Origin of the sequence: Enterococcus sp. AZ156, assembly GCF_051714165.1 — a bacterium.
Lineage (GTDB): Bacteria > Bacillota > Bacilli > Lactobacillales > Enterococcaceae > Enterococcus_B > Enterococcus_B pernyi.
Genome location: NZ_JBIORI010000001.1, coordinates 2515043 through 2540868 on the forward strand (window position 1 = coordinate 2515043; position 25826 = coordinate 2540868).

Sequence of the window (25826 nt, forward strand, 5' to 3'; positions counted from 1 at the left end):
TCACTCCCCTCATTCATTTTTGTTGCGTCCATTTGAAAGGTCTTCCTTACTCAATCATTGTATTTCCATAAAAGAAGACAGCTGTTCGAGATCATCCAAGACATAGCGATGATTTTTAGTGTCATAGAGATAAGTCAGTTTGACACCCTCACGATGGCGAATATCTTTTTTTACAACTCCGCCTTCTTCATTCAATAAAGACGTCGTAAAATCAACCAAACAGAGGACTTCAACCATTTCCTCGTTCGTTTGTTTAAAATAATGCTCGCTTTTGAGCCAGCGACTGAAGCCAAAACGCTGTGGACTATGCGTTTTTTTATCTTGTTCTGTTTTTACTTTATCTTTCATCTTGTTAGAAAGAGCATCAACATATGCAGAGTAATTGTCGCCGACTGTTTCAAACGTATAATAAGCTTGTAAAAATTCTCTGACTTGTGCTTCCGAAAGTTGTCTGGATTTTTTTTCAGAGGCTTGTCTTTTTTCTTGTGAACGAAAGACAAGTGACCTACCAACACTAAAAGTCATGCTACCAAACAGAAAGAAAGCTAGAATGAGACAAAGGAAGCGGGATTTTGCATTCATTTTTTTTCTCCCAACAATCGATAGAAATAAACAGGCGCCAGCTGGAAATCACCTGCATAGCCTTCAAATTGAGTGATGATGATATCGCCTTCTTGACCATACCCTCGTGCAGTAGCAGGTGTGCAATGAAGAATCGTTTTACCACCATCATCTAAAAATAGCCCTGTATGGCCGTAACTACCTAAAGAGTGTCCTTTCTTCCCCCACACAAACAAGTCACCGGCTCTGACATCTTCTCGACTGATTGGCATCAGGAAAGTCCCTTCCAAAGAATACAATGTCTCAGTGCTACCTAGTGGCACAGGCAAGCCAACACTTCTCATCGCCCACAGAACAAAAGAAGAGCAATCATGATAAGGAAAGGTGCCTCGTTCAAAGCCTTGTGAGTACTGAACATTTTGACGATACAATGTTCTGGCTTGTGTCAACACCTCTTGACCTACTGTGTGATTCGATTGCCAGAGTAAGCTCATCTCTTTACTGCCACCTAGTTGTACAAATAATTCTTTGATCGTCGGTACCCAGTATTGGTTTAATCCCAGGGGATCATTACTTGCACCTACAGGACAATACACACTTCCGAGTTGCTCGACTGTCAGCAGTCTTTGGTTCACGATCAATTGGTTTAGTGTTCGAGCGGTGGCGGCAATCCCTTCTTCAAGTGTGGAGTAGGAAAGCAACTCATTTTCTCGCATCAAGCCACCTGGATTGTTCTTTTCTCGAATTCCTTCGCTCGTCCCCCAAGCAGTTTCGTGGATCATGATGGCTGCTAGAACAATGGGGGAGATATTATTCTTTTTAGCTTCTTGGATAATCGTTTCTGCATGGTCACTAAATGCGTGACAATGCAGTAAAATCACTTCTCGAAATTTCTGTCCATTAAATGTAACGTCCGTTTCAATGGGATCAAGCTGTGTCTCATTGTTATCGACTACATTGGGGAGATAAAAAGCTGGATTGACGATTTCACCTTTTTTCTGGTAAGACAGATGCAGTTCCTCTTGTTTTACTCTCCCGATCTCTGTCCCCACCGATACCATCTGTCCTTCAGTAGCTGTTAGATCTACATCATGATAAGTAATGGTTTGATCGTTCATTGTGATGGTTACGTTCTCTCGGTCTCTTGTAATTTCTCCAGCGATCACAGCGACTATGCTTTCTTTCGGTTCTGTCTGGATGAGCAGTCCTTCAAGTAAGCTTTTTTCTTGATTTGTTACGTAATAACCAAAGCGTTGTTTTATGCGTAAAGAGTCTGTTTCTTTCAATGGATTGCTTAATTCAGTCAAACTTGCATAAAGACCAATTTCTGCTAACAGCTGTCTGCGTTCTTTCCACTCCGGTGTCCAAGTGATCACTTGCGACAATGATCGTGATGTTAATTTGATTTGACCTTCGTTACTGTCTACTTGCCACATCTGTTCATGCAATCCTTGGATCGTTTCTTTGAGAACATCTGGATTTCCTAATTGGTCTTCACCATAAGCCATGTCTAAATAAATCAGCACCTCTTCAATATCAGACCTGATCACGACTTCATTTGCAGCCACTACTCGTTCATTTACTAGAATCAAACTCTTAGTTGAGTTTAATTCTAGTGTCAATTCCACATCCAATTCGGTTAAATATTTCCATACCTTCGTCAATTCAAGCTCATTGATTTTGATCGTGGCAGACGAAACGAAGCCGATCATACTGAAAAAGAGAAAAAATATGAGAATGCTAACACCAACAAGTAGGTAAAGGCTGACTTTGCTACTGATCGAAGTTTTATTTCCAAGTAAAGAGAAATCAACTATTTTTGTCTGATATGCAAGCATGACTCTGCAAGGATCTTTCGTTTTCCTACGCAGAAAATGTCTGTTACTCCTTCGTTTATTTCGTGATTTCACGGTCTCTTCAATGCCTACATCGTTTTTTTTCATGGCGATACATCCTGTCGTAATCTGTGGCGTTCGACAGGATCAGTGGTGATCAACTCATAAAGTTTTGTTGTTGGATCAACAGTGTTGGAAAAAGGGACAATGGCATTGCCTGCCCGTATCAATCCTGCGCCTTTGATTGGATTGAGTAATTGTCTTTGTTGCTGATACGAAAGATTGAATAAGGAAGACAGCTCATCTAAATCACTTTTCGCTTGTTTCAACATAATGATAAATTCCGTATTACTTAACATTCGGCGTGCTTTATCTGATAATAATAAGGTTTCGACATTTTGGGTAATACCAGTGGCAATCGCACCCCATTTACGGATTCGGCTCCATAGTTCAAAAAAATAATTTTCACAGTAAGGATCATTTAACAGGAGTTGCATTTCATCAATATAGATCCAAGTAGTGATGCCTCTGTCTCGATTGCGAACGACCCGATTCCACACTTGTTCCAAAACAACCATCATCCCAAAAGTTTTCAATTGATTTCCTAGTTGTTTCGTATTGTAAATCATAAAACGTTTATTTAAAGAAACATTAGTTGGTTTAGAAAACATCGAAAGTGAACCATCGATATATAACTCTAAGTCTAACGCCAATGTCTGCGCCTCTTTTTCCGGTTGTTCTTTTAAAAGCGGAAACCAATCTTCCGCCAATGTCGGCGCTGATTTTTCTGAGCTTTTTTGAAAATTGAAATACGTCAATCGCGTGACACGATCAATGATCGATCGTTGTGCCGAATTTAACCCAGTTGGCCCACCGATCAAGGCTTCACAAGCAGTCAACAGAAAGTCAGATTTCAATTTTACTGGATCTGCCTCTCCTCTCAAGTCTTCTGAAATATCTAGTAAGTTGATGAAGGTATTGGTATTAGGGGCGATATTGATGATTTGAGCATCAAAATCATTGCCGATGATCGTATCTTCATCTTCCGGATCAATCGAAATGACTTCATCTTCGGGATTTTTAAGTAACGTCGTGATTTCTTCATATTTTTTGGCTACACCTTTGCCTGAACCAGAGCTACCTAAAATCATGCCACTCGGCGTGTTTAGTTGCTTACGATCGATCCTTACACTATTTTTGGTCATTTCATTTTTCCCGTAATATTTGCCATCTATATGATTAAGATCTTGCGCTGAAAATGGAATAAAAATCGCTGTACTTTCTGTCGTCAACGTCCGTTGTTGTTCGATCCAATTTTTTCCTAAAGGTAAGACCGAATTGAATCCTTCATCTTGTAGATAGTCTAATGCATTGAAATGACAACGATTTTTACGCCCAACATGTTGGACTTGTTCCGCAATATCAGCAAGTTTTTCTTTGGTCTGAGATCGGAAATAAACGAGGAAGGTAACAAAATATAATTTTTGACCGGTTTTGACTAGATCGTCTAATAAAGCTTCGGCTTCTTTGATACTATTGGTCAATTCATACGGAATATTTGAATAAGGATCATAGCCTTTTTGTGTCGCTTTTCTTTCAGCAGTTGTTTTGTCCCCTTCCATATAAGCTTTTTTAATTTGAACCAACTGATTTGCTTTTTCAGAATCCACTGGTTCAATGTGGATCGATATACACAACTCTTCGCCAATATCCATTAATTCTAAGATCAATCTATCTGAAAGTTTGGTAGGGTAATCTTTCAAATATAGGACTTGGGCATACTCTGAGCCAATTTCGATATAGTCTTTTGCTTTAAAGCTGAAACTTGCAGGGGTAACAACTGCTTTTGTCGACAAACGACTATAAACTAAATCTGTATAATTGAACTGGAACCATTCATTAGGTTTGATCAATTCATGGAGCAGTTGCAACCGTTCTTTGCCAGAAAGTGTTTGACTACTTGATTCGATTTCCGAAAGACTATGACTAAGTTGTTGTTCGATACGTGTCAAGGAATGCTTGGCTTGGTCATAATCAGTAGACTGCGTGCTGAAGGTCAATAGATTTTGTTTGCTAAAATTCGTTCCTCCTTCTGTCATGGTTCGCCGCAGCATTTCATTCAATTCTCGACGGTAGATGTCCTGTCTCTCCCCTGTTTCTTTATAGAACAATTGCTTTTCAAGTTCCTTTTGCTCCATTCGCTTTTTTTTCAAGGTAATCGTTAGATGCGTTCGTTCATCACAACTATCTAGTAAGGTACAATACCCTTGAAAAATAGCTTGTTGGTCTTCTACAGGTGCAATTTGGTAATTGACATCTGAAAACTGGATACTTTTTGAATAATATCCGGAAGCAAGTTCACAAATTCCACTTTCATACATTTTTTCATAACGAATCTTCCTTTGTGCATGTTTGGCTGGTGCTGATTTTCGTTCTTTTTTTCCTCTTTTTTTCTTTTGCTTGTGTAATAGTTTGGTTAAGGAAGACTTTTTAATTGCCTTGTTCACTTCGATATTTCTCTGTTTTACTGACTTTCCTCGTTGAAATCCTTTCATGATCTTCCTCCAAACGAGCATTTTGATATGGATAGTGCTTTGTTGCGATAAGATGGCGCCAACGGATAAGGAGATATTTTTCTAAAGGTAACTGATTTTTTTTGATCCAACCCACCGATAAAATCGGACTAGTAAAAAACATCAATACAATTCCTAGATCATCAATTGAATAACCCCAAATAAAATGATTAAGTAGGCCGACCGGTAAAATCACGATTAAAGCCAATGCAATAACGATAACCTGTCTTAAAGAGAAGCCAAAAAAGATCTTCTCTTGATACTCTTTGATTTCTTTTCTGATCACGACTTCAATCGCCATTTTTCACACTCCTTTTCCCACTCAGGCCGCAACGATGATCGCTTTCGACCATTTCATGGTGTAAAACAAACACATGGATAGCGCCAAGCAATTACCGACAATCGCACTGATCACTGCAATCATCCCCTGCGTCTCATCAAATGAAAAAATAGTACTCACTAGTAGTGGATAGATATTTAACACGATAAAAAGCAATACACCTTGTAAAGATACCGCACCAAATAGTTTTAAAAAATTCTTTCCGACATGCCCGATTTCTGTATTCACTAAAGCGACAATCGGTAAAGGTGAGATACTCAAATAAAGATACATTTCCAAAAAGCGTAAAAAGATCAGCACTTGAGCAAGGACGCTAACAATGATCGATAGAATCAAGGGAACGAGTAAAATCATCAACAACACCATTTTTTCAAAAAAACCTAGCTGATCGATCTGCTCCATCACGTTGAAGATATCCATTGTCTGATCCGTCACACCTCGAATCTCCAATTGATTGATTCCTTGACTAACAAAAATACCTACATCCATAATGGCATTGAGGAAAACCATCAAGTGGCGTAAAAGCAGTACGGTCAATCCGATTTTGATAAACAATGGTAAAAAAAGATCCAGTCCACCAAACTCTGACTGCTTGCCATATAGTCGATGTGCGAGTTGTTGAAATTCGATCAACAATAGAAAACCTAATAGTGAATAAGCAATAGGTTTGACGACACTTTCCATGATCGTCACACTGTAACGATAGATTTCCGGCAGATAATGTTCGAGGTTTTGTAAAAGACTATTTTTATGATTCGTCGATAAACTTAATTGTTCTGCAATCGTTTGTAGCAAAAATTCGATCGCACCGTCCATTCTTTTTCGCTCCTCACATTGAAATATTCGTGATCCACGCACCAGCAGCTAAAATCACTGCACCCCCAACGATTTGAAAAATGGCATGTTGCATCCCTGGCCCATTATGCTCTTTGATTGCAACGCCTAATTGGATAATGCCCCAAACGGTCAGTAAGCTTCCTGCAGTAATCACCCCGTTAGAAAATAAAGACATTGCTTGATTGAAATAATCCATTTATTTCTCCTTATTCGCTCAATTTCTCTGGCATTTCTGGATTGTTGTCTTGAATAATGACTTGAAAAGATACTGTCGTTTCTGTAAATGTATCTTTGACCGTCAAATAAACAGAGTAGATTCCAGGTGTATCCCAAGCGATTTCTTCTATGATCTCAACATCTTCTATTCCAATACTCTCTTCACGATCCGAAACGGAGATCCCTGCTAATAAATCTGGCTTTTCTTCGCCTACAATGATTCTCTTATCCTCTATCCCAGAAAATACAGGTGGTTCATTGATTACTTGGATGCTCCCAAAGGTTTTGGTGATCTCTCCATGTGTATCTTGGACTTGAAGAGGAAAACGATAGGTATTTAATCGGGAAGTGTCGATTTTCTCCCAAAAAGGCAGATCGATTGCCACATGTAATTGCTCAACCGGATCTTCACGATCTGCAAGAACTAGTTTTGCTAGATAGCTTTCTTTATTCAGTTCACTAAATACAGGAAGAGTCATATGCGTATTTGTAATCGTCGGCGCTTCATTTGTTAAGTGAACACGGATCGTACGCTCTGCCGCTCTTTTGCCATACCGATCAACGACATTCCCAATTCTTAAGAAGTAGTTTCCTGGTACATATGGGACAAGATCGGATGCCAAGATATTGTCTGAAGTAAGGTTTATCGCACCATCTTCTTGATCATTTGCGGAGAAATAATCAAATAAAGAGAATGATTGATCAACAGGTAAAACGAGCTGGTTCGGCCCCGCGATTATTGGTGCTTCATTGGTGATCGTCATATTACTTATCAGCTTGGTACTTGCTCCAAATTGATCAGTCACAGAATAAATCACTTCATAACTGCCTTCTTGTTCTGTTTGGAGTGTGGTTTGTACTTGAACTTCTGAGGTCAATTCACCATCTTCTTCATCATGAGCAGAAATGCCCTCTAATAAGTCAATACTTGAACCAATCGTAATGTGGTGACTTTGTCTTACTTGCTGAATGATCGGAGAGTGATTAAACAGAAAGGTGACTGTCGCAACACTCACTTTCCCTTTTGAATCAATTGCTGTGATCTGCATCACTTGGTAGCCAGATTCATTAGGATCGACGGGCGTATAATGGATCACTGGAACGGGATCACTTCCTTGAACAACAGTAAAATAGGTAAAGGGATCAATTGCTGTTCCTCTTGGTAAGATCTGCAATGGAGCATTTGCATGGACGTAAGGACCTTGCCAATGATTATCGCTCTCTGGAATTGCTGAAATATTGGATAGAGTACCTTTTTGTTCGTTTTCTTCGAAGCGATTCGTGAGATTGCTTCTTGATTCTGTATTTTCCCGATTTTGAGAGACTGTTGTGGCTTCAAGGTAAGCGATTCTCAGCTGATTGGTTTCATCCTTGATCATTGCTTCCGTGGGAAGATCCAGTGGTTTTCTAAATTGAGAAGCAAACTCAAACAAATGAGAAGAATTGTTTTCTTTTTTGAAATAGCTCTCCTCTGGTGTCTCCACGCTGATTGCCTGTTTCATTTTGCTTGAAGTAGAGCCAGCTGTTGATGGATCTTCTGTTTGTTGTGTTTTACAGCCGCTGACGAACAAAACAACTGAACAACTGAATATGAACAAGCCAAATCTCATGTATTTTTTCCTTTTAGTCATTCAAACCACCCTTTTTTTGTTGATAGATCAAAAGACCACTCACTCCTAGAAATAAACTACCTAGCCCTACTAGAGAAACAGAAGTACGACTATTTGTTTTAGGTAAATCACGAGTATTTTCCTGCTTTTTCGTTTCTTCTTTTTCCCCTTCTTTTGGTGTATTGAAATGAACAGTCTGTTCTTGATTCGTCAAATCATCTTCACGTGCTACCTCATTTTCTTGCTCAGACTCGTAGTATAAAATGTGAGTGGCAGTCAACTGCTCCTTGTCTTTTAGCGTATTGGCTTTCAGCTCAAGAAAAACTTCAAATTGATCTTCTTTACTCTTTGCTGTGTAGGTTGAGATTGCTTCGTTGATGAGTTCTCCGGTGTCACCTTTTCGGTACTGGGTCACTACGGTATACACATGACCGACTTCAATGGCTGCTCCTTTGATCCAGACTACGTCTTTCAATTGATTGTCTTTGGTTGGATCAAGCTCCTTACTTCCGTCGATTGCTGTGAACAAACTCGTCAATGCTAATTTTTCGCGTTCGTTATAGGCTTCTAATACGATCAACTCACCATCTTTTTCAATAGTTACTGAAAAATCTAAAGGTTCTTCTAAAGGTAAATACCCTTCCAATGGTTTTCCTTCAATAAATTGATAGGTCCCATAGGGCAAATCGCTTACTTCGATTTTTCCCTCATCATCCGTGAGATATTCTTCAATAAATTGAAGGATATCCCCGCCATTTTCTGCTTTTTCTACCTGATATAAACCAAATGGTACTTGCACCAAAGGTTGTTCATTCAAGCGATCTCGTTTGATCAATTCAATGGATTGTCTTGCTAAACGGTTAGGGACTTCTAAGCGAATCAATGCACTATGATTTTCTGCTGTTACACTGAAAATCAATGGTTCTTCTAACGGGAGATAGCCTTCTGGCGCTTTGACTTCATGAAGCTCATAGCGATCCACGCCCCAAGGTAAGCTCTCTGTTGTCACTAATTCCCCTTTTTGATTCGTTTCAAAAATCTCAGTTTTTTCTGTATCATTCGGACGTGTCATTGCTACAAATGCCCCTTGTCCATCATTCGCCCAAGTATCAAAAATCTTGAATTGTGCGCCAGCATAGGGAATTTGTTGTCCTGTTTCTTGATCGATCTTGATGAGATGTACGCGTGATTCGATGATTTCATCTTCTAATAAAAAGAAATGTGTGTAGCCTTCCTCACTGATCGTCACTTCAAATGGTTCAATGATCAAATAGCCATCCGTTCCTTTAGTTTCAGCAATCGTATACGTGTCATAGGGTAAATCGATAAATTTAAAGTAGCCGTTTTTTTCAGTGACTTGGACATATTCTTTTCCTGTGGTATGAGCGGTGGCTGTTAGTTCGATTCCTTCGAGTGGTGGTTTATGATTCGTTTGATTGGATGTTAATGCGTGTAAAATTTCGAAGATAGAAGTGGGGATAAGAGGTTTTGAACCAAATTTATATCCTTCGACATGTCCCTTGATGACGCGATCAGTGACTGTTTTGCTATGAACAGCCACCGTTTCATTTTGTCCTGCGTAAGTCAAATGTATAGGATAGATGGTCGGATCTAAGTTATAACCTTTCGGTGGAATGGTCTCTTGTAAATAATAGGTTCCTAGTTTTAATCCTTTTAGCTCAGCTGATGCACTTCCATTAACCTCTTCCATCGTCAATTCCGCCACTGTTTCTCCGTCTTTGTCCGTTAATTTATAGACAGCTCCGATCAATTGGGCACCTCCTTGAGGCTGATTGCCTGTTTCTGCATCTTCTTTGATGACCATCAAATTAGCTGTCTGTTCTTGATTAGCTAATGTGATACTCGTCAATTCATTCACTTTGACAGTGACAGTCTGGGACGTTGGATTTAAAACGTAGCCTTCTGGCGCTTTGATTTCTTGAATCGTAACGACCGTATCAACGAGTAGATCATGCCAAATAGCAACACCATCAGAATCTGTCGTCAATTCTTTTATCTGTCCATCCGCAGTCGTGAAACAAAAAACGGCGCCTACTAATGGTTGTTTTGTTTGTTGATCGACTTTGCGGATACCTGCATGTCCATATTTTTGCACGCGTAACTGAAAGGAGGTTCTTGTCAGCTGTGGCACTCTACCGACTACCATGTTTTGTGTATAAGGATGTTGGTACACGACGATTGCTCCTTGATAACTACTGGGGATATGATAATCAAATGCGATTTCACTTGTCGCCGGTGCTTCTTTCGATGCAGTGACTGTTACTTGATTACCTTGCTTTTCAATGGTTACTCCATTGATTTGTTGAACAGGCGATGAGCTATAATTTGAAAATGCTCCTGTTGTGTCGGTCAATATTTGGCTTTCGCCGGCTTTTATATCCAATATTTGTCCATCAAAACTCGGTTGGGTATAGAACCGTTCCACTTGTTCCATCACTGTTCGTTTGAATGTTTGGTAATCGTTCATTGTCAAAACACCAGTAATACTGGTGGGGGTGATTCCGTGTTGCTCCCAAGCAAGGAGTTGCGTCATCAATTCTTTTTCCATCGTGTAGTTTGTCGCAATCACCCCATAGTATTTAATCAAAGAAATTTTCTTCAATAATTCTGTGTTTTGAATACTTGAAGTATACCCGCTATTTTCTCCAATATTCAGCGCTACTCCTTGTTCCAGACAAAGCGCAATCTCTCCCTTCACTCGCTTGCCGTACCAACCAATTTCTCTGCCACCATTAGATAGATGGATATCGATATGAGGGATATGGATCGCTGGATCAACAACGACACTTTCATTTGCAAATGGATCAGCCAATCTTGGAGAATATTCATGGATCGCCGCTTCAATATAATTCGTCGAACCAATAGTAATCAATTTCCCAGTGGCCCTTTGGACTAATTGATAGTTTTTTTTGAAATTTGTCCAGCTATTATCCTGTGGGATTGATTGTTCAGCTGTACGTAAAGTTTGATTGGGATCAGATGCAGTGATTTGTTGATACATGGGTAGGTCAGGCAATGTTTCTGCCGAGACTGGTCTCACTTTCATTTGAAAAAAAATAGTGATTAAAATAATGATTGGTAGAATCAAAAATAGTGATTCAGAGGATTTCTTCATTCTTTGGCTCCTTTCATTAGTGGAATAGATCAACTGGGAACATGTGCCCTTCTCGTCGTACCTCCTTCACTATATAATTACGATTTTGGCGAGATTCTCCCAAAAAAATAGAAAAAAAAACGACCAATCAATTGATTGGTCGTTGCGTATTTTACGTCAAAACTCCTCAGCTTGTTTTAAGATTTGTTGGATTTCCTCTACTGTTTGAGCATCGCTCAATGCCATCACTTGATCGACATCGGAACAAAAAAAGGCGAGTTCTTGTAAACTTGTTAGTTGTTGGTTTTCTCGCATGATCACTGCAAATAAAATCGTTGCGATTTTCTTTTCTTCGTCGATACCAAAGTCAACGCCATCAGGTACTTGGAACAAAAAAATACCTTCTTCAACAATCTGTTCATCTTTTGCTTTTCCATGAGGAAGTGCCACAAAATTGCCGATATAGACACTTGCTGCTTCTTGGCGAGCAACCATCGCATCGATATATTCCTTTTGGATCACTCCTTTTTCAAGAAGTTGTTCACCAATCTGCTGAATGGCTTCTTTCCAGCTACCAAACTGTTGGTTCAACCAAATATGTTCAGATGGAATCTCAAGCATCAATAGAGCCCCCCTTTATTTTTTTATTTCATCGATCAAAATTTTAGATAACAACTGATAGATGATTGCCTCATTTCCTGATCGAAAAATCTCAGTATTCAAATCATTCATGATCAATGCACCACTTATTTTCCCAAGTAACTTTCCAGTAGCTTCATCAATTGGAGACGGGGCTAACATCACTAACATTCTTGATAAATCAACTTTCGTTTTGTCCATTCCTTCGATCTCCAATACTTGCTTCAATTGAAAAATACAGAAGAAGGGTTCTGTGACCTCAGAACTAGAAGTATGGAAAAGCCCCATGTTGGTATGAGGTAAACCGATCGGTGCTTGTTGATATCTTTTCATTAAACGCTGATAGACTTTTTCTTTATCTTGGACCAACCCTGTAGGTAAATAGTCGAAAATATCCTTCAACGTAGCTTCTACTGTTTCTGGATTGTCTAATTCTTGAATGAAGAAGTGCTGAAGTAATCGATTGATTTTGCTCATCATCAACACCGTTTCTTCATAAGTATCTTCGATAACAGAAGGTTGATCAGCTAACCGGATATGTTCCGTTCGATGGGCTGTCAAACGAGCAAATTCTGCTTTTAATTGTTTGATTTCTTCCTCAAGAAGTAATGGTGAAACTAATAGATATTTCCCCTCATAGCCACTTAAGATCGAAGTAGAAATGACGAGATCATACTCTTCTTCTAAATTGATTTTCTTTAGATCAGCAATTCGATAAAAATGGATATGTTGAACAAATGGGAAGTACCTCTTTAGTTTTAACTCAAGCATACTTGTCGAAGCTAATCCACTAGGGGAAAAACCAGCGATTTTGATCGTGCTGTCCTTTGGTGTTTTTTCTAACGAGTTCGCAAAGTGGAGAACCATATAAGCAATTTCTTCTTCGGATAGTTTCTTTTCTTGAAAAATCTGCTCGATTCCTTGACGGATGGCTTGAGCAATCTCTTGATACTGAACCATGATTTTTTCTAAAATTGGATTAGTCAATTGTTCTTCTTGAAGTACCGCTCGAGAGAATACTCCTGATAAATGGGTCAACAACATTTTGTAGAGTGTTTCATCTTGGTAGAATGGATTATTTGTTGCTTCACTCACTACTTGGATCAACTGTTTCACAAGATAAGCGAGTTGCGTATCAAATGTTTCTTCAAAGAAATCCTGATCGAAGGAATTCGAGAAGTCATTTAATAGACTAGCAAAAAAGACGATCTCATTGACTGGATAAAGTTGTTGCGTTTCCTTAGCGATTTTAGAAAATAAAGCTTTGGCGATACGTAATAACTCTTTGTTCACTAGTCCAGTGTAGGTTTCATTCGTCAGCACGTGATTTTTTTTGACACGGTCGATCGTAATGCTGAGTATCAAAACTAAATGTTCCAGTTTCCGGTCACTTAATTCTTTCTTTTGCTGGATCAATTCTTCTCGTACCACTTGACGCGCCAGTAATAAACTATCTGTCGTGATAAATTGAAAAAAGAAATTCGTTGTCGTATCAAATTCCAGCAAGTGAAATATTTCATACGCATTAATCTCCAACTCTAAGATATTCGCGATCAGCAATCTTCTGTATTTTTCCGGTCCAGTGATTTCATAACCACGTTTACGAGTGATAGATAATGGTAGCTGTTTCATACTGGTTTCGAGTTGCTTGATATCAGCATAAAAAGTCGTATTACTAATCAAATACTTTTCTAAAAAATAACTTAAAGACAATGGTTCTTTCGTGAGTAACAGCTCTAATAAAATTGCATGTTGCCTTTCAGTTGTCGATAATTCCATCTCTTTTTCGTTCAGTAGTTGGCGCAGTTGTGTCATTGTTTCAGGTGTCGCTTCAATCATAAATGATCCGCGGGTTATTTTTTTCAGCGAAGCATTTACTTCCTTGAGCGATCGTTCTAATTGCTCCAACTCGCGGTATACAGTCCGTTTGCTGACACGTAAAACATTGACCATTTTTTGTATAGAAACGGGTGCTGGACTATTGATGAGTTCTGTCAATAATTCTTTTTCCCTTGATGACAAATACATCTTAGTCCACTTCCTTTACTAATGATAGATAGGCTTTGGTACTGACAAAATGATCAATGATCAACAAATGCTCCACTTGTTGTTCCAGTTGATACGTCTTTGCCATTCTTTCATTCGCAAGATATACCACTTCTTTTTCGGGTACTAGGTCTTCAACGGCTGTTTTTTCTACAGATAGATCGACCTGATATTCCTTGGCTAGCTTCATTAAAATCGTCATCCCCATCGTTTGTGAGCCTCGTCGATTTCCTTGGTATAAAAACACAACTCTGGTTCTAGGTTGTTTAACTTCTTGTTGCTTTTTGATCTGAGGTTCACTGTTTATTTCATGAAGTTGCTGCTTGATCAATGGTAGATACGACTCAACTTCTAAAAAATGTTCGACAGCAATGATCTGACTCTCTTTGGCTTTTTCTTGTGCTAAAGATTGAAAGGCACTTTGTACGATCACCAATTGTTTCTGATGATTCTTCAGACTATAAATAGAGGTATAGCTTATAGGTATATCTATCCCTTGCGCATGCAGTTTTTTCTTCAAAATGGCTGCGCCCATTGCACTAGAACCCATCCCGGCATCGCAAGCAAAGATGATTTGGTTGACCGCTTCATGATTCATCAGTTGGCTCCTTTCTGGGAGGATCGATTCCACAGGTTTCGTTTTTCTCAATAACAGTATGGCACAAATAAACGTAGCAAGCGCACTGAGAATAATACCTAAAATGACACCTGCTAATTGTGAAGGTGGTGTATTCCCTAAAATAATCACCAATGAACCTGGTGAAACCGGAGCATTCAACCCACTAGCAAACAGTTGGAACACAAACGTTCCTGTTGCTCCTCCAATCATAACGGCAAAAAAAAGCGCAGGTTGCATCAAGACAAAAGGAAAATAAATCTCATGGATTCCTCCAACAGCTTGGATCATCAATGCTCCACCTGCTTTGACACTTTTTTCTCGATCAGCAGCAAACAAGAATGCACTTAAAATCCCTATTCCTGGCCCAGGATTGGCTTCCATCAAAAATAAGATCGAATGCCCCGCATGTTGTGTCATCTCCATTCCTAAAGGTGTCAAGATGCCGTGATTGATGACATTATTCAAAAATAAGACCTTTAACGGTTCCAACACTAAACTGACCACTGGTAACAAATGTTGTTCAATGAGCCAATAAACAAAGCGTCCAACATAAGACAAACTACCTTCAACAATTGGTTGGATGACCAGTATGCCTAACAGACAGACAACCCCACCGATTAGACCGATCATCAAGTTATTCAGCAACATCTCATAGCCAGGTTTGATTTTCGGCGCCAACCAACGATCCACCCAGTGAAAAATACCTCCCGTGATCAAACCGATGACCATCGCTCCGAATAGTTGTGGAAGATCAGAAACTACTATCATACCGATGACAGCAATCCCACCTGCTACAGCTGCTTTTTGATCAAAAATCTTTGCTCCAGAGTAACTGATCAAAATAGGCAATAACAGATAAATCAGCCAATCACTGACATGTGCAAGCGTTTGATGCAAATCACCTGATACGATATTTGATACAATCGATAACAAACCCCAAGCAATAAAAATACTTAGATTTGGCATGATCATTTGTTTGAAATAATGTAGTAATTGACGAAACCAGGTTAATTTCGCCACTGCATTAGCAGGAAGCGCATTCAAATTCTCCCCCACGTTGATCACCTGCCCTTTCTACTTCAGCAGACTGCGCTTATGCTTTTTTTCAGATAGCTCTATTCTAACAGTTTCCGTTATCTATTTTCCACAAAAAAAATTGGGCAAGTAACCGTAATTACTTCCCAATTTTTTAAAATAACGCTTCTAACAAAATATCTTATATCAAAACAGTCATCGTTGCGGCAGCTAAGATAAGGACCAAGCCAATGATCGTGACAGTCATTTCTTTTTTCGTTTTCTTTTGACCTAAGAACCAGATACCAGTCAAGGTTGCTAGAACAACAGAAGTTTGCGATAGGATGAAGCCCGTTGCCAAACCATTCATATTTGGTTGTGCAGAAATCAAATAGGTCAATGCAGCAAAGGCAAAAAAGAAGCCAGAAAAAATTTGTTTATAAGAAACAACTTCCGTAAATGCTGATTTTTCATGCCCTTTCATACTTAATACAGCGGTGTAGATGATCGCCACTAAGACCATCCCCATTGCTTGTGGCAAGAAAGCGTGCATTCCGTCGATGGTTGTTGCTTGAGGTGCTGCGGAATATGCCCAATACCCAATCTCTCCGACTGCTAATAATAAAACCGCTTTTTTCAGTAGACTGCTATTTTCTTTGGTTTTTTTCTCAGTCCAAACAGTCATCCATGCGCCTAAAATAATCAAGATCAATGCTAATCCACCAAGAATCTTCGCTGTCGTTCCTGGCCAATTGCCTAGCGCAAAAACACCCCATAATGAAGCCCCAAGTAATTGAAAAGCTGTGGTGATAGGCATTGCACGTGACGAACCAATCAGTGTGAAAGATTGAAAAGTAATGATTTGAGCAGTCGCCCAGCCCACACCGGAAAGAATAGAAAAGACAAGATCCATTCCAGATGGCAGTGCTATGCCATTGATCAGGGCAAAAATAAGTGCGAATATCAAAGTTCCTATTGTTGATCCTAAAATCTGGTTCACAGGACGTCCACCGATCTTCGAAGCAATCGTTGGATAAAGTCCCCAACCTAGTAATGGTCCTAATCCGATCAATAATGCTGTTGCATTCATTTATTACATCTCCTTTTTTAGAATACGACGCCACTTTCTAACAAGATATTCGCATAAGGAGTCATCTCACCTGTGCGAATAAATGCGTGACAATTGTTTAACTCGGTTTTCATTTCACTATGCGGAATAAACGTGATCGGTGTCTCCGGCATTTCTTTTTGGATTTCTAGAAGGATGTCAGGATTCTCTTTTTTGATTTCCTCTGCTAGATAAATACGGTGCACCTCTAATTCTGACAACACATTGCGTAAGACTTCCATAAAGCTAGGAACCCCTTGCGTGACTGCTAAATCGATTTTTTCAGTGGTCATAGGTACAGGCATTCCTGCATCTCCAATACTCAATTTATCAAAATGTCCCATTTGTGCAATCACTCGTGAGATATCAGAATTGATTACTTTCGTTTTTTTCATTATTTGTTCATCCTTTCCTCAATCAGATTAATTCATGTTTATACGGAATAGAAGGCTGTGCACCAAAACGTTGAACAGTCACAGAAGAGGCTTTATTACCATAGCGGATTGCTTCTTCTAGGTTACTGAAGTCTTTGGCTAATACACTGCTCATCGCGCCAATAAAGGTATCCCCAGCAGCCGTTGTATCTACTGCATGAACTTTAAAAGCTGGTACGATCCCACTAGCGCCGTCAGCAATATCATAATAAGCGCCTTTACTTCCGATCGTGATGATCACCGCTTCAATACCTAATCCATGAAAGACTTGTGCCGCCTCTTTTAGACTTTTTTCATCGGTAATAGCAATGGCTGTTAAGATCTCCGTTTCTGTTTCATTTGGAATGATCATATCCGTTACTGCTAATAACTCGTCAGGAACATTTTCTAGCGCCGGTGCCGGATTCAAGATCGTTTTCACGCCAGCTTCTCGAGCGATTTTGAATGCTTCGATCGTCGGTTCTATAGCGCTTTCAAACTGAGCAATAATAAAATCACTTTTTTGGATGATTGTTTTATTTTCTTGTACTTGTGCTACGGTAAACGCATTGTTTGCACCAGCATGGATCATGATACTATTTTCACCTTGGTCATCAACAATGATATACGCTTGTCCAGTCGCTTGATTTTCTAATGTCGCTACACCAGATAAATCAATTTCTTCTTGTTCAAGTAATTCTGTCATCGTTTTTCCTGCTTCGTCTTTACCCACACCACCAATAAAGTAAGTTTTTGCCTCCGAACGTCTAGCAGCAACCGCTTGGTTGGCTCCTTTTCCTCCACCAGCTGAAAAAGTTTCTTTCGTATGGATCGTTTCTCCAGGTTTTGGCATATAAGTCACACGGATGGTTCGATCTAAATTGATGCTTCCGATAACTGTAACAGTATTCATCGTTTTCCCTCTCCTTTAACAAGAAAATCATTTTAACGTTCCATTAAAACGTTTTAACTCTACGAGAAGAATATAACATATTTTGTAAGTGATTTCAACAAGCAACTTTTCATCGATAAAACTAACTGTAATTGGTACCTTCTTTGTTCTTATATCACTAGATCAGTGATAGCTCATCACTGATCTAAAAAAAAAGCGCCAACCAAAAATAGCAAGTCCATTTTCGGTTGGTACGCTTTATTGTTATCGCTGAACCTAGCAACGACAGTTTTATCTTATTATTTTTTTCCTGGCTCAGAAGCGATGATCGAAAGTTCTCCTTGAACTTTCCACTCCGTGATATCGCTTGGTAAGATCGCACTTGTTCCTTTTTCTAGTGAGTAGGTTTGGTTACCTATCACCAATTCTCCCGCACCATCAATAACTGTCATCAATGTATACGGTGCTTGTTTTTTAAAGGATGTGATCCCTTTGATGTCCCACTCGTAGACGTTGAAAAATTCTGTTTCTACGTAAGTGACGATCGAAGAGTTCCCTTGACGGATCTCTTTGATCTGTAATTCAGGAGCTTTTGCTGGTACTGTTGTTACGTCGACTGATTGTTGGATGTGTAATTCCCGAGTGTTTCCTTGGTCGTCTTTGCGATCATAATCATAAACACGATAAGTTGTGTCTGAACTTTGTTGTGTTTCTAAAATCATGATCCCTTTACCAATTGCATGGATCGTTCCACTTGGTACGTAGAAAAAATCACCTTTTTTGACAGGAACTTTTTTCAATAAGTCATCCCAGCGACTATCTTGGATCATTTCGGCTAATTCTTCACGTGTTTTTGCATGATGACCATAGATGATCTCTGCACCTGGTTCGGCATCAATGATGTACCAGCACTCTGTTTTTCCTAGCTCTCCTTCATGTGCCATACCATAAGCATCATCTGGATGGACTTGAACAGATAGATCATCTTCTGCATCTAAGATTTTGATCAATAACGGAAAAACTGGTTCTGTTGGATGGCCGAATAATTCTTTATGTTCTTTCCATAGATCATCTAGTTTCCAGCCTTTGAATGGGCCATTTTCAACGACACTCACGCCATGAGGATGCGCACTGATTGCCCAATCTTCCCCAATTTTATCATTTGGGATATCAAAGCCAAAAACAGTACGTAAGCGACTGCCTCCCCAGATTTTTTCTTGAAAAACAGGTTTTAAAAATAATGGTTCTTGCATACGTCAAACTCCTCTCAATTTTCAATTGCTATTATAGCATTATTTTCAGTGTAACGCTTTCTCTTGTAAATAAATTTCAATGATTTCATCCCGACATTTTAGATATTCTTCCCGATGATCGTTTGGATGTAGGCGATTGGACAGAAAAATGAAGGCTTCTTGATCGATTGGGTCGATCAATAGAAATGTCCCTGTATAGCCTGTATGGAATAGTAATGGATGGCCATCCTTTTTATCTTGTTTTAAATCCCATCCGAGTGAGCGACCACCTTTACCAGTTGGCGTATGATCAGCCAATAAGGAACGGATGGTTGTCTCTTCCAAAAAATGACCAGAATCTAACTTTCCGTATTGCAGATACATCCGGACAAACTTCTCACAATCCGCAAGATCAATAAATAGACCAGCATTACCTGCATGTTCTGCTAACACTCGTGCTTTTGGATCATGGGTCAAGCCATGGATCACCTCACCAGAAGGAAGTTGTTCAGTCGGAACGATCCGTTCTGAAGGACGTGGTAAGAATAAGCTATTCATCATTCCTAACGGTGCTAGTACTTGCTCTTCAAAAAGCTCAACCGCCTCTTCCTGGAAAATCTCCTCTAGCATCAATCCTAAAAGAATCGTGCCTGCATCCGTATAGCGAACTTCGATTCCTAATTGATCGCCTGGTTGAAGTTTCAAATAAGCTTCAATCAATTCTGTTTGTGATAGACGATCTCGATCAGGAATAAATGTCTGGATGTCTGAGGTATGTGTCAATAAGTGGCGAATCGTGATCGTTTGATTCTCAAAAGTCGGCAAGTACGTATGCAAAGGTTCATCTAATTCAACTTTCCCGTCTTCGATCAATCGCAAGACCAGACTTGTCGTTGCAATCACTTTTGTCAGGGAGGCTGCATCAAAGAGCAAATCTTCGGTCATTGGTCTTATTATAGGAATGATCTGCGCATCACCTGCGATCACTTTTTTAATCTGATCCCCTTTCATAAAAGCAGCGACGACCCCTGGATAATATCCCTCATTCATTTTTTTTAGTATATATTCTTTCGTTTTAGCGTACATAGTTTCTCCTTATTTATCTCTGGATATGCTTGTTTGCTCCCCAAGCATAATTCTTTCTTCCATAAGAATCAATTGTTTTTCTCATTTATCCCAGTATTCAGTGGCTGACATAAAAAAGCAGGAAACTTTCAGCATCAGCTGAATTTTTCCTGCTTTTTCCAACGAACGAGCAATCGACTGATCCTAGCCACTGTTCATTGGATAACATTAGTTACTTTTGTTTCGTCCACGAACCACCATTCGATGCCAATTGCATCATACAAAGTCAAAACTTTTTGTTTTTTGTCAATGTAAAAATCGATCGTTTCTGTGTTCAAATGTGCAATCAGACGTTGCATACTCTCTGGGTCAACAACAAATTTCAAAAAGTCTAATCCTAAGATTTCATCAGTCGGTAAGGCAATCACTGGACTCTCAGCTTGAGTCAGTCCTACATGAAAATCACCTTTATTCAAGATAAATTCTTTTTCTTCCTCTTTATGCACAGTCAGACCTAAAAGCTCTGATAAAAATTCTCGTTCCTTTTCCATATCTAGTACATTTAGGTGGACTTTTTGGAAATAAGTACCAGCAGATAATTTCTTAAAGCGTTCATTTGATTGTCTTAATAGTGCTTCTTGGTCTAATTGTTCCACCGCTTGTTCTTGTGAAGTATGAGTCTCTTCATGATAGATCTCTAACATATTGCCTTCAGGATCTTTCAATAAAATACCGATTCTGCCATCACTTTCCAGTGCTTCTTCGATCGTTTGATTCGTTTGGCGAATGCGATACAGCACATCTGCCATTTCTTCTAATGTTGGAATGATCAAAGAAAAGCGATTGAGCTTTTTGATTTCCCCAAAGTGATCATTTGCTCGTGGACTTTCCTCTAATAATAACATCTCGCTGTCATTTTCTACTGTACCGAAAATCGCTAACTCATTTTCTTCTCTCTTTAAATCGAAACCAATCGTGTCTCTATAAAACTCGATCATTTTATCACGGTCTTTTACACGTATCGCAATACTTTTCAAATAAGTAGTAGACCCCAAATCAAAAACTTTCATAATTTCTTGCTCCCCTCTACGTTAAGCTTTATTTTAACGATGCTTCTCTTTTCTTTCAAGCAATATCTTATTTTTTGTTGAATTAATTCTCAGATTGTCTTATTTTTTAGCTAATTATCAGAATGGGAAGGGAAAATCATTCTATATGTAAGAAAAGCGGCGAATCTTTGATAAAACTTTTTTATCTTTTTAAACGCCGCTTTCCCATAATCCTATAAAGATTATTATAACTTATTTTATCTTATTATGAAGCTTCTTCTGTAAACTGACTATTATACAGATCAGCATAGAACCCATCTTTTTCCATGAGTGTATCATGGTTTCCTGTTTCAACGATCGATCCTTGGTTCATCACGATAATATTATCCGCATCACGAATCGTTGATAATCGATGCGCAACTACAAAACTTGTACGATTTTTCAATAAACGGTTCATCGCTTTTTGAATCAAAATCTCCGTACGAGTATCGACACTTGAGGTTGCTTCATCCAAGATCAAGACATCTGGATTTGCTAAGAATGCTCGGGCAATCGTAATCAATTGACGTTGACCTTGTGAGATATTGCTTGCATCTTCATTTAAGATCGTATCATACCCGTCAGGTAATTTGCGGACAAATTCATCGACATGGGCAGCTTTCGCAGCTTCGATCACTTGTTCATCCGTTGCATCATCATTTCCATACTTGATATTGTCATAGATCGTTCCAGTAAATAACCATGTATCTTGTAGTACCATTGAAAATTGCGCACGTAATACATCACGAGAAACATCTCTCGTATCGACACCGTCATACCGAATGCTTCCGCCTGAAACATCATAAAAACGTTCCAATAGATTGATCAAAGTCGTTTTACCAGCCCCCGTCGGACCAACAATAGCGACCATTTCACCTGGCTTCACATCCAAATTGAAATCTTTCATCAATAAGTGATCTGGCGTATAACCAAACTGCACATTTTCAAAACGAACTTTGTACGGTGTATTTTCTTCGACTGGTAAACCAGATTTTTCATTTGTCATCTCTTCTTCATCTAGGACTTCAAAGACACGTTCAGCCGAAGCTACTGTTGATTGGATCGTATTCATCAAGCTTGCCAATTGTGTGATCGGTTGAGAAAATTGTGTCGTATATTGCAAGAATGCTTGTACATCCCCTAATGCCATATTCCCATTGGCTACTTTGATCCCACCAAGCACAGCCACAAAGACGTACCCTAGATTTTTTACGAAATTCATCAATGGCATGATGATCGCAGAAATAAACTGTGCTTTCCAACCAGAGGCATATAAATTTTGGTTTTCAATCTCAAAAACTGCTTGGTCTTTTGCTGTATGGTTGAACGTTTGGACGATCGTATGTCCAGCATAGGTTTCTTCGACTTGGTTGTTCAATAATCCTAAACTCTTTTGTTGATCCGCAAAGAAAACTTGTGATTTCGGTGCAATGATCATCACGATGATCAAGCTCAATGGAATCATCAACAACGCCACTAATGTCAGTTGCCAGCTGATGGATAGCATCATAACGATGACCCCGATCAGTGTGACCGCACTTGTGACAAATTGAGTCAAGTTTTGTTGTAACGTGCTGGCGATATTATCCATGTCGTTGATTGCTCGAGACATGATATCCCCATTCGTATGTGTATCATAATAAGAGATCGGCACACGATTCATTTTTGTCTCTAAATCATGTCTTAACTCATATACCGTACGTTGTGACACGCGAGTCATAATGAACTGTTGCAAGAAGTTGAACACGGCAGAAATCAAGTACATGACAATCACTGTCGCAATGATTTGACCAATTTTGTCAAAATCAATTGGGAATTTCGTGACTTGTTGCCCTTCTTGCATTTGTCTTGCGCCAAGCATCACACCGTTAAAAATTTCTGTGGTTGCTTTCCCTAATACTTTTGGTGTCTGGATTTGGAAGACGACAGCTGCAATCGCTAAGACAAATACAGCAATGATCGCTACTAAACGCTTAGACATATAGCCGAATAACCGGCGAACAGTGCCCCAAAAGTTTTTTGGTTTTTCTCCTTTAGCACCAATGTTACGTCCTGGTCCCCCACCCATTGGTCCTTGAGGAGGTCGATTGTTTCCTTTACTCATGCTAAATCCTCCTCTCTCAATTGTGAGTTGACGATTTCTTTGTATGTTTCATTTGTTGCTAGTAATTCTTTATGCGTTCCTTTTCCAACAAGTTTTCCTTCATCTAATACTAAGATCGTATCTGCATCCATGACGGTACTTACTCGTTGCGCCACTAAAACGGTGATACTTTCTGTCATATTTTCTTTTAGTGATTGACGGAGTTTCGCATCTGTTTTAAAGTCTAGTGCTGAGAATGAATCATCAAAGACATAGATGTCGGCTTCTTTTACTAAGGCACGCGCAATGGCTAATCGCTGTCTTTGTCCACCAGAGAAATTTCCGCCGCCTTGTTCGACATGACTATCTAAACCATCTTCCATTTCAGAAACAAAGTCTTTTGCTTGGGCGATCTCTAATGCTTTCCAAATCATCTCATCTGTTGCGTCTTCTTTCCCATATTGCATATTCTCACGAATCGTTCCAGAAAAAAGGACAGCTTTTTGGGGAACAAATCCCATCAATTCACGCAAGTTATATTGCGTCATATCAGTGATGCTCGTTCCGTTAATCGCGATCTCACCCGATTCAATATCATACAAACGTGGGATCAGATTCACTAAAGTCGTTTTTCCTGAACCTGTACCACCAATGATAGCTACGATATCGCCGGATGACGCTTCAAAGTTGATATCTTCCAACGCTAGTTTTTCTGCGCCGTGGTAACGGTAATTCACCTGTTCGAATGACAAACTTGCGTCTTTTCCAGCTAAAGCAACCGTTTCTGGTTGTTCTGGATCAACGATACCCGCGTCTTCTTCTAGTACTTCATTGATCCGATCAGCCGAAGCTTGGGCACGAGGAACCATGATAAAGATTGCTGATAGCATCATGAAACTAATCAAAATTTGCATCGCATAAGTCATGAAGGCAATCAGATTTCCGACCTCTAATGTCATATCCGCTATGTAGTGCCCACCAAACCATGTGATCGCTACGTTCGTCCCACTCATGATCAACGTCATCAATGGCATCATCAATGCAACAATCGTGTTGACTTTGATTGCCGTATTTGTATAATCCTTATTCGCTAAATCAAAACGATTTTCTTCAAAACGTGTTTTGTCAAACGCCCTGATGACACGTACACCGGTTAATCCTTCACGAAAAACAAGGTTTAAGCGGTCCGTTTTCTTTTGCATGCTCTTGAATAGAGGAACAGCAAAATACATAATACCACCGATCAAAATGATCATGACAGGAATCACGACTAAGAAAATTCTTGTCAGTTGATGGTCCTTTTGATAAGCAAGGATACTTGCCCCAACAAGAGTGATCGGTGCATTGATCATCATCCGTAAAAACATTTGCATCACCAATTGGATCTGCGTCACATCATTCGTTGTACGAGTGATCAATGAAGCTGTTCCATACTTGTCGAATTTGTCTTTCGTCAAATTTTCGGCTTTTTGATAGACTTCTGTTCGTAATTGTTTTCCTAACTTTTGAGATTCTCGTGTAGCAAAAAACGTATTGGCAATGGCGGCTAAAATACTGATCAAAGAAAATCCGATCATGACAAATCCCGTCTGCCAAATATAGTCGACGTCACCTTTTGCTACGCCTTTGTCAATAATATTAGATGTTAACGTTGGCAAATACAGATCTGCTAACACTTGAATAATCATAAAGACCGTTGCAGCGATTGCTGAGGTCAATGAAATTCGTTTGACAATTTTTAGCATTCGTTCCCCTTCTTTCTATTTATAAGCGCCATCTTTTATCCATGACAGTTTTAGATTGAATTCTGCAATGGCTTGTTCAACAGAATACTCCTCAGAGGTTGAAAATGATTTATAGGCATGAGCAATCGTTGTAAATAGTGTACTCATGACTAACTGAAACAATAATTCCATTTCATGGTCATCTTTTACTCTAAGATTAGAACGATCAATCAAACCAATCAACTCTTTGGACGCTTTTTTATGATTTTTATGTGGTGATGGACGATGTCCTTGTGGATGCGGCACGACTTTTCGTGAGGCACGGTAATCCATGTGCATAAAAAGATGTTTATAAAACGCGGCATTTTCACCTTCTAGAATATCTCGAATCATTTTCCCAAAATAAAGTTCAAAACCGATAAATAAGTCTCCATTCGATTCTTTGATTAGTTGGATCATATTTTTTGTACTATCGCTACGAACGGTTTCAAAATAATAAAAATAAAGATCTTCTTTATCTTCAAAATATTGATAAAAACTACCTCTAGAGATCCCCGCAAGTTTCACGATTTGTGCAATCGAAGCTTCATTCAATGGTACTCTTGAAAATTCGACCCTGGCAGCTTCTAAAAGTCTTTGCTGTTTTTCTTCAGGTAGATGAAAAAAAGTCTGTGTCGGCATCGTTGATTCCTCCCTACATAAAAATGACACACCGTCATATGACACCTTGTCATTATAACACCATCTGATTGTTTTGCAAGTCATTTACATTTTTTTTCATAATTATTAAAAAAAGAATAAATCGAGTAAAAAGAT

Annotated in this window: 20 protein-coding genes; all 20 read right to left on the minus strand. The window is 39.2% G+C overall.

The features are described 5' to 3' along the window. Positions 1-54 precede the first annotated feature (54 nt). The 20 genes from IGJ95_RS12005 to IGJ95_RS12100 all read right to left on the minus strand — a co-directional run bounded on the left by IGJ95_RS12005 (position 55) and on the right by IGJ95_RS12100 (position 25691). The gene (locus IGJ95_RS12005) at positions 55-582 is read right to left on the minus strand and encodes a hypothetical protein (RefSeq protein ID WP_077151625.1); all 528 of its coding nucleotides are present in this window, start codon (positions 580-582) and stop codon (positions 55-57) included. Then, on the minus strand, positions 579-2504 hold the full coding sequence (locus IGJ95_RS12010; protein WP_438761983.1) for a peptidoglycan amidohydrolase family protein: 1926 nt from the start codon (positions 2502-2504) through the stop codon (positions 579-581). The genes IGJ95_RS12005 and IGJ95_RS12010 overlap by 4 nt, the downstream gene beginning before the upstream one ends. After that, complete coding sequence (locus IGJ95_RS12015) at positions 2501-4903, minus strand: VirB4-like conjugal transfer ATPase, CD1110 family (protein WP_421757555.1); 2403 nt, start codon at positions 4901-4903, stop codon at positions 2501-2503. Before IGJ95_RS12015 ends, IGJ95_RS12010 begins: the two co-directional genes overlap by 4 nt. After that, the gene (locus IGJ95_RS12020; RefSeq protein WP_062806199.1) at positions 4887-5270 is read right to left on the minus strand and encodes a PrgI family protein; all 384 of its coding nucleotides are present in this window, start codon (positions 5268-5270) and stop codon (positions 4887-4889) included. Before IGJ95_RS12020 ends, IGJ95_RS12015 begins: the two co-directional genes overlap by 17 nt. Before the next feature lie 21 nt (positions 5271-5291). After that, positions 5292-6125, minus strand: coding sequence for a hypothetical protein (locus tag IGJ95_RS12025; RefSeq protein ID WP_438761985.1), 834 nt, complete (start codon positions 6123-6125; stop codon positions 5292-5294). Between the two features lie 13 nt (positions 6126-6138). Next, the gene (locus IGJ95_RS12030; RefSeq protein WP_010736645.1) at positions 6139-6342 is read right to left on the minus strand and encodes a hypothetical protein; all 204 of its coding nucleotides are present in this window, start codon (positions 6340-6342) and stop codon (positions 6139-6141) included. Positions 6343-6352: 10 nt separating this feature from the next. Continuing rightward, entirely contained in the window at positions 6353-7993 is a 1641-nt protein-coding gene (locus tag IGJ95_RS12035; RefSeq protein WP_240481968.1) for an immunoglobulin-like domain-containing protein, read from the minus strand. Continuing rightward, a complete protein-coding gene (locus IGJ95_RS12040; RefSeq protein WP_062806197.1) occupies positions 7986-11108 on the minus strand; it encodes a SpaA isopeptide-forming pilin-related protein in 3123 nt (1040 codons plus the stop codon). The genes IGJ95_RS12035 and IGJ95_RS12040 overlap by 8 nt, the downstream gene beginning before the upstream one ends. 156 nt (positions 11109-11264) lie before the next feature. Beyond that, a complete protein-coding gene (locus tag IGJ95_RS12045) occupies positions 11265-11708 on the minus strand; it encodes a PTS sugar transporter subunit IIA (protein WP_062806196.1) in 444 nt (147 codons plus the stop codon). 15 nt (positions 11709-11723) lie between these two features. Beyond that, entirely contained in the window at positions 11724-13754 is a 2031-nt protein-coding gene (locus IGJ95_RS12050) for a BglG family transcription antiterminator (RefSeq protein WP_077151630.1), read from the minus strand. A gap of 1 nt (position 13755) precedes the next feature. Next, positions 13756-15363 (minus strand): PTS transporter subunit EIIC, encoded by a 1608-nt coding sequence (locus IGJ95_RS12055; RefSeq protein ID WP_240481990.1) that lies wholly within the window; start codon positions 15361-15363, stop codon positions 13756-13758. Positions 15364-15607: 244 nt separating this feature from the next. Beyond that, complete coding sequence (gene rbsU / locus IGJ95_RS12060) at positions 15608-16495, minus strand: ribose/proton symporter RbsU (protein ID WP_010736651.1); 888 nt, start codon at positions 16493-16495, stop codon at positions 15608-15610. Positions 16496-16512: 17 nt separating this feature from the next. Then, complete coding sequence (gene rbsD, locus IGJ95_RS12065) at positions 16513-16908, minus strand: D-ribose pyranase (protein WP_062806194.1); 396 nt, start codon at positions 16906-16908, stop codon at positions 16513-16515. A 22-nt stretch (positions 16909-16930) separates the two neighbouring features. After that, entirely contained in the window at positions 16931-17839 is a 909-nt protein-coding gene (gene rbsK, locus IGJ95_RS12070) for a ribokinase (protein WP_438761989.1), read from the minus strand. A 278-nt stretch (positions 17840-18117) separates the two neighbouring features. Further along, complete coding sequence (manA, locus tag IGJ95_RS12075) at positions 18118-19071, minus strand: mannose-6-phosphate isomerase, class I (protein WP_023520293.1); 954 nt, start codon at positions 19069-19071, stop codon at positions 18118-18120. Positions 19072-19116: 45 nt separating this feature from the next. Further along, positions 19117-20136 carry a serine hydrolase domain-containing protein gene (locus IGJ95_RS12080; protein WP_023520294.1) on the minus strand — a complete coding sequence of 340 codons (1020 nt, stop codon included), beginning with the start codon at positions 20134-20136 and terminating at the stop codon, positions 19117-19119. A gap of 194 nt (positions 20137-20330) precedes the next feature. Continuing rightward, positions 20331-21185: a VOC family protein gene (locus IGJ95_RS12085; protein ID WP_438761991.1), complete on the minus strand. Its 855-nt coding sequence runs from the start codon at positions 21183-21185 to the stop codon at positions 20331-20333. Positions 21186-21429: 244 nt separating this feature from the next. Beyond that, a complete protein-coding gene (locus tag IGJ95_RS12090) occupies positions 21430-23307 on the minus strand; it encodes an ABC transporter ATP-binding protein (RefSeq protein ID WP_010736657.1) in 1878 nt (625 codons plus the stop codon). Next, positions 23304-25031, minus strand: coding sequence for an ABC transporter ATP-binding protein (locus IGJ95_RS12095; protein WP_438761993.1), 1728 nt, complete (start codon positions 25029-25031; stop codon positions 23304-23306). The genes IGJ95_RS12090 and IGJ95_RS12095 overlap by 4 nt, the downstream gene beginning before the upstream one ends. Positions 25032-25046: 15 nt before the next feature. Then, positions 25047-25691, minus strand: a complete 645-nt coding sequence (locus tag IGJ95_RS12100) for a TetR/AcrR family transcriptional regulator (protein WP_010736659.1) — start codon at positions 25689-25691, stop codon at positions 25047-25049. Positions 25692-25826 lie beyond the last annotated feature (135 nt).

Excerpts from the sequence above, each read along its gene's own strand:
- IGJ95_RS12005 (WP_077151625.1), bottom strand. The coding sequence starts at position 582 with ATGAATGCAAAATCCCGCTTCCTTTGTCTCATTCTAGCTTTCTTTCTG.
- IGJ95_RS12010 (WP_438761983.1), bottom strand. The coding sequence starts at position 2,504 with ATGAAAAAAAACGATGTAGGCATTGAAGAGACCGTGAAATCACGAAAT.
- IGJ95_RS12020 (WP_062806199.1), bottom strand. The coding sequence starts at position 5,270 with ATGGCGATTGAAGTCGTGATCAGAAAAGAAATCAAAGAGTATCAAGAG.
- IGJ95_RS12025 (WP_438761985.1), bottom strand. The coding sequence starts at position 6,125 with ATGGACGGTGCGATCGAATTTTTGCTACAAACGATTGCAGAACAATTA.
- IGJ95_RS12030 (WP_010736645.1), bottom strand. The coding sequence starts at position 6,342 with ATGGATTATTTCAATCAAGCAATGTCTTTATTTTCTAACGGGGTGATT.
- IGJ95_RS12035 (WP_240481968.1), bottom strand. The coding sequence starts at position 7,993 with ATGACTAAAAGGAAAAAATACATGAGATTTGGCTTGTTCATATTCAGT.
- IGJ95_RS12040 (WP_062806197.1), bottom strand. The coding sequence starts at position 11,108 with ATGAAGAAATCCTCTGAATCACTATTTTTGATTCTACCAATCATTATT.
- IGJ95_RS12045 (WP_062806196.1), bottom strand. The coding sequence starts at position 11,708 with ATGCTTGAGATTCCATCTGAACATATTTGGTTGAACCAACAGTTTGGT.
- IGJ95_RS12050 (WP_077151630.1), bottom strand. The coding sequence starts at position 13,754 with ATGTATTTGTCATCAAGGGAAAAAGAATTATTGACAGAACTCATCAAT.
- IGJ95_RS12055 (WP_240481990.1), bottom strand. The coding sequence starts at position 15,363 with ATGATCATGCCAAATCTAAGTATTTTTATTGCTTGGGGTTTGTTATCG.
- rbsU (WP_010736651.1), bottom strand. The coding sequence starts at position 16,495 with ATGAATGCAACAGCATTATTGATCGGATTAGGACCATTACTAGGTTGG.
- rbsD (WP_062806194.1), bottom strand. The coding sequence starts at position 16,908 with ATGAAAAAAACGAAAGTAATCAATTCTGATATCTCACGAGTGATTGCA.
- rbsK (WP_438761989.1), bottom strand. The coding sequence starts at position 17,839 with ATGAATACTGTTACAGTTATCGGAAGCATCAATTTAGATCGAACCATC.
- manA (WP_023520293.1), bottom strand. The coding sequence starts at position 19,071 with ATGCAAGAACCATTATTTTTAAAACCTGTTTTTCAAGAAAAAATCTGG.
- IGJ95_RS12080 (WP_023520294.1), bottom strand. The coding sequence starts at position 20,136 with ATGTACGCTAAAACGAAAGAATATATACTAAAAAAAATGAATGAGGGA.
- IGJ95_RS12085 (WP_438761991.1), bottom strand. The coding sequence starts at position 21,185 with ATGAAAGTTTTTGATTTGGGGTCTACTACTTATTTGAAAAGTATTGCG.
- IGJ95_RS12090 (WP_010736657.1), bottom strand. The coding sequence starts at position 23,307 with ATGAGTAAAGGAAACAATCGACCTCCTCAAGGACCAATGGGTGGGGGA.
- IGJ95_RS12095 (WP_438761993.1), bottom strand. The coding sequence starts at position 25,031 with ATGCTAAAAATTGTCAAACGAATTTCATTGACCTCAGCAATCGCTGCA.
- IGJ95_RS12100 (WP_010736659.1), bottom strand. The coding sequence starts at position 25,691 with ATGCCGACACAGACTTTTTTTCATCTACCTGAAGAAAAACAGCAAAGA.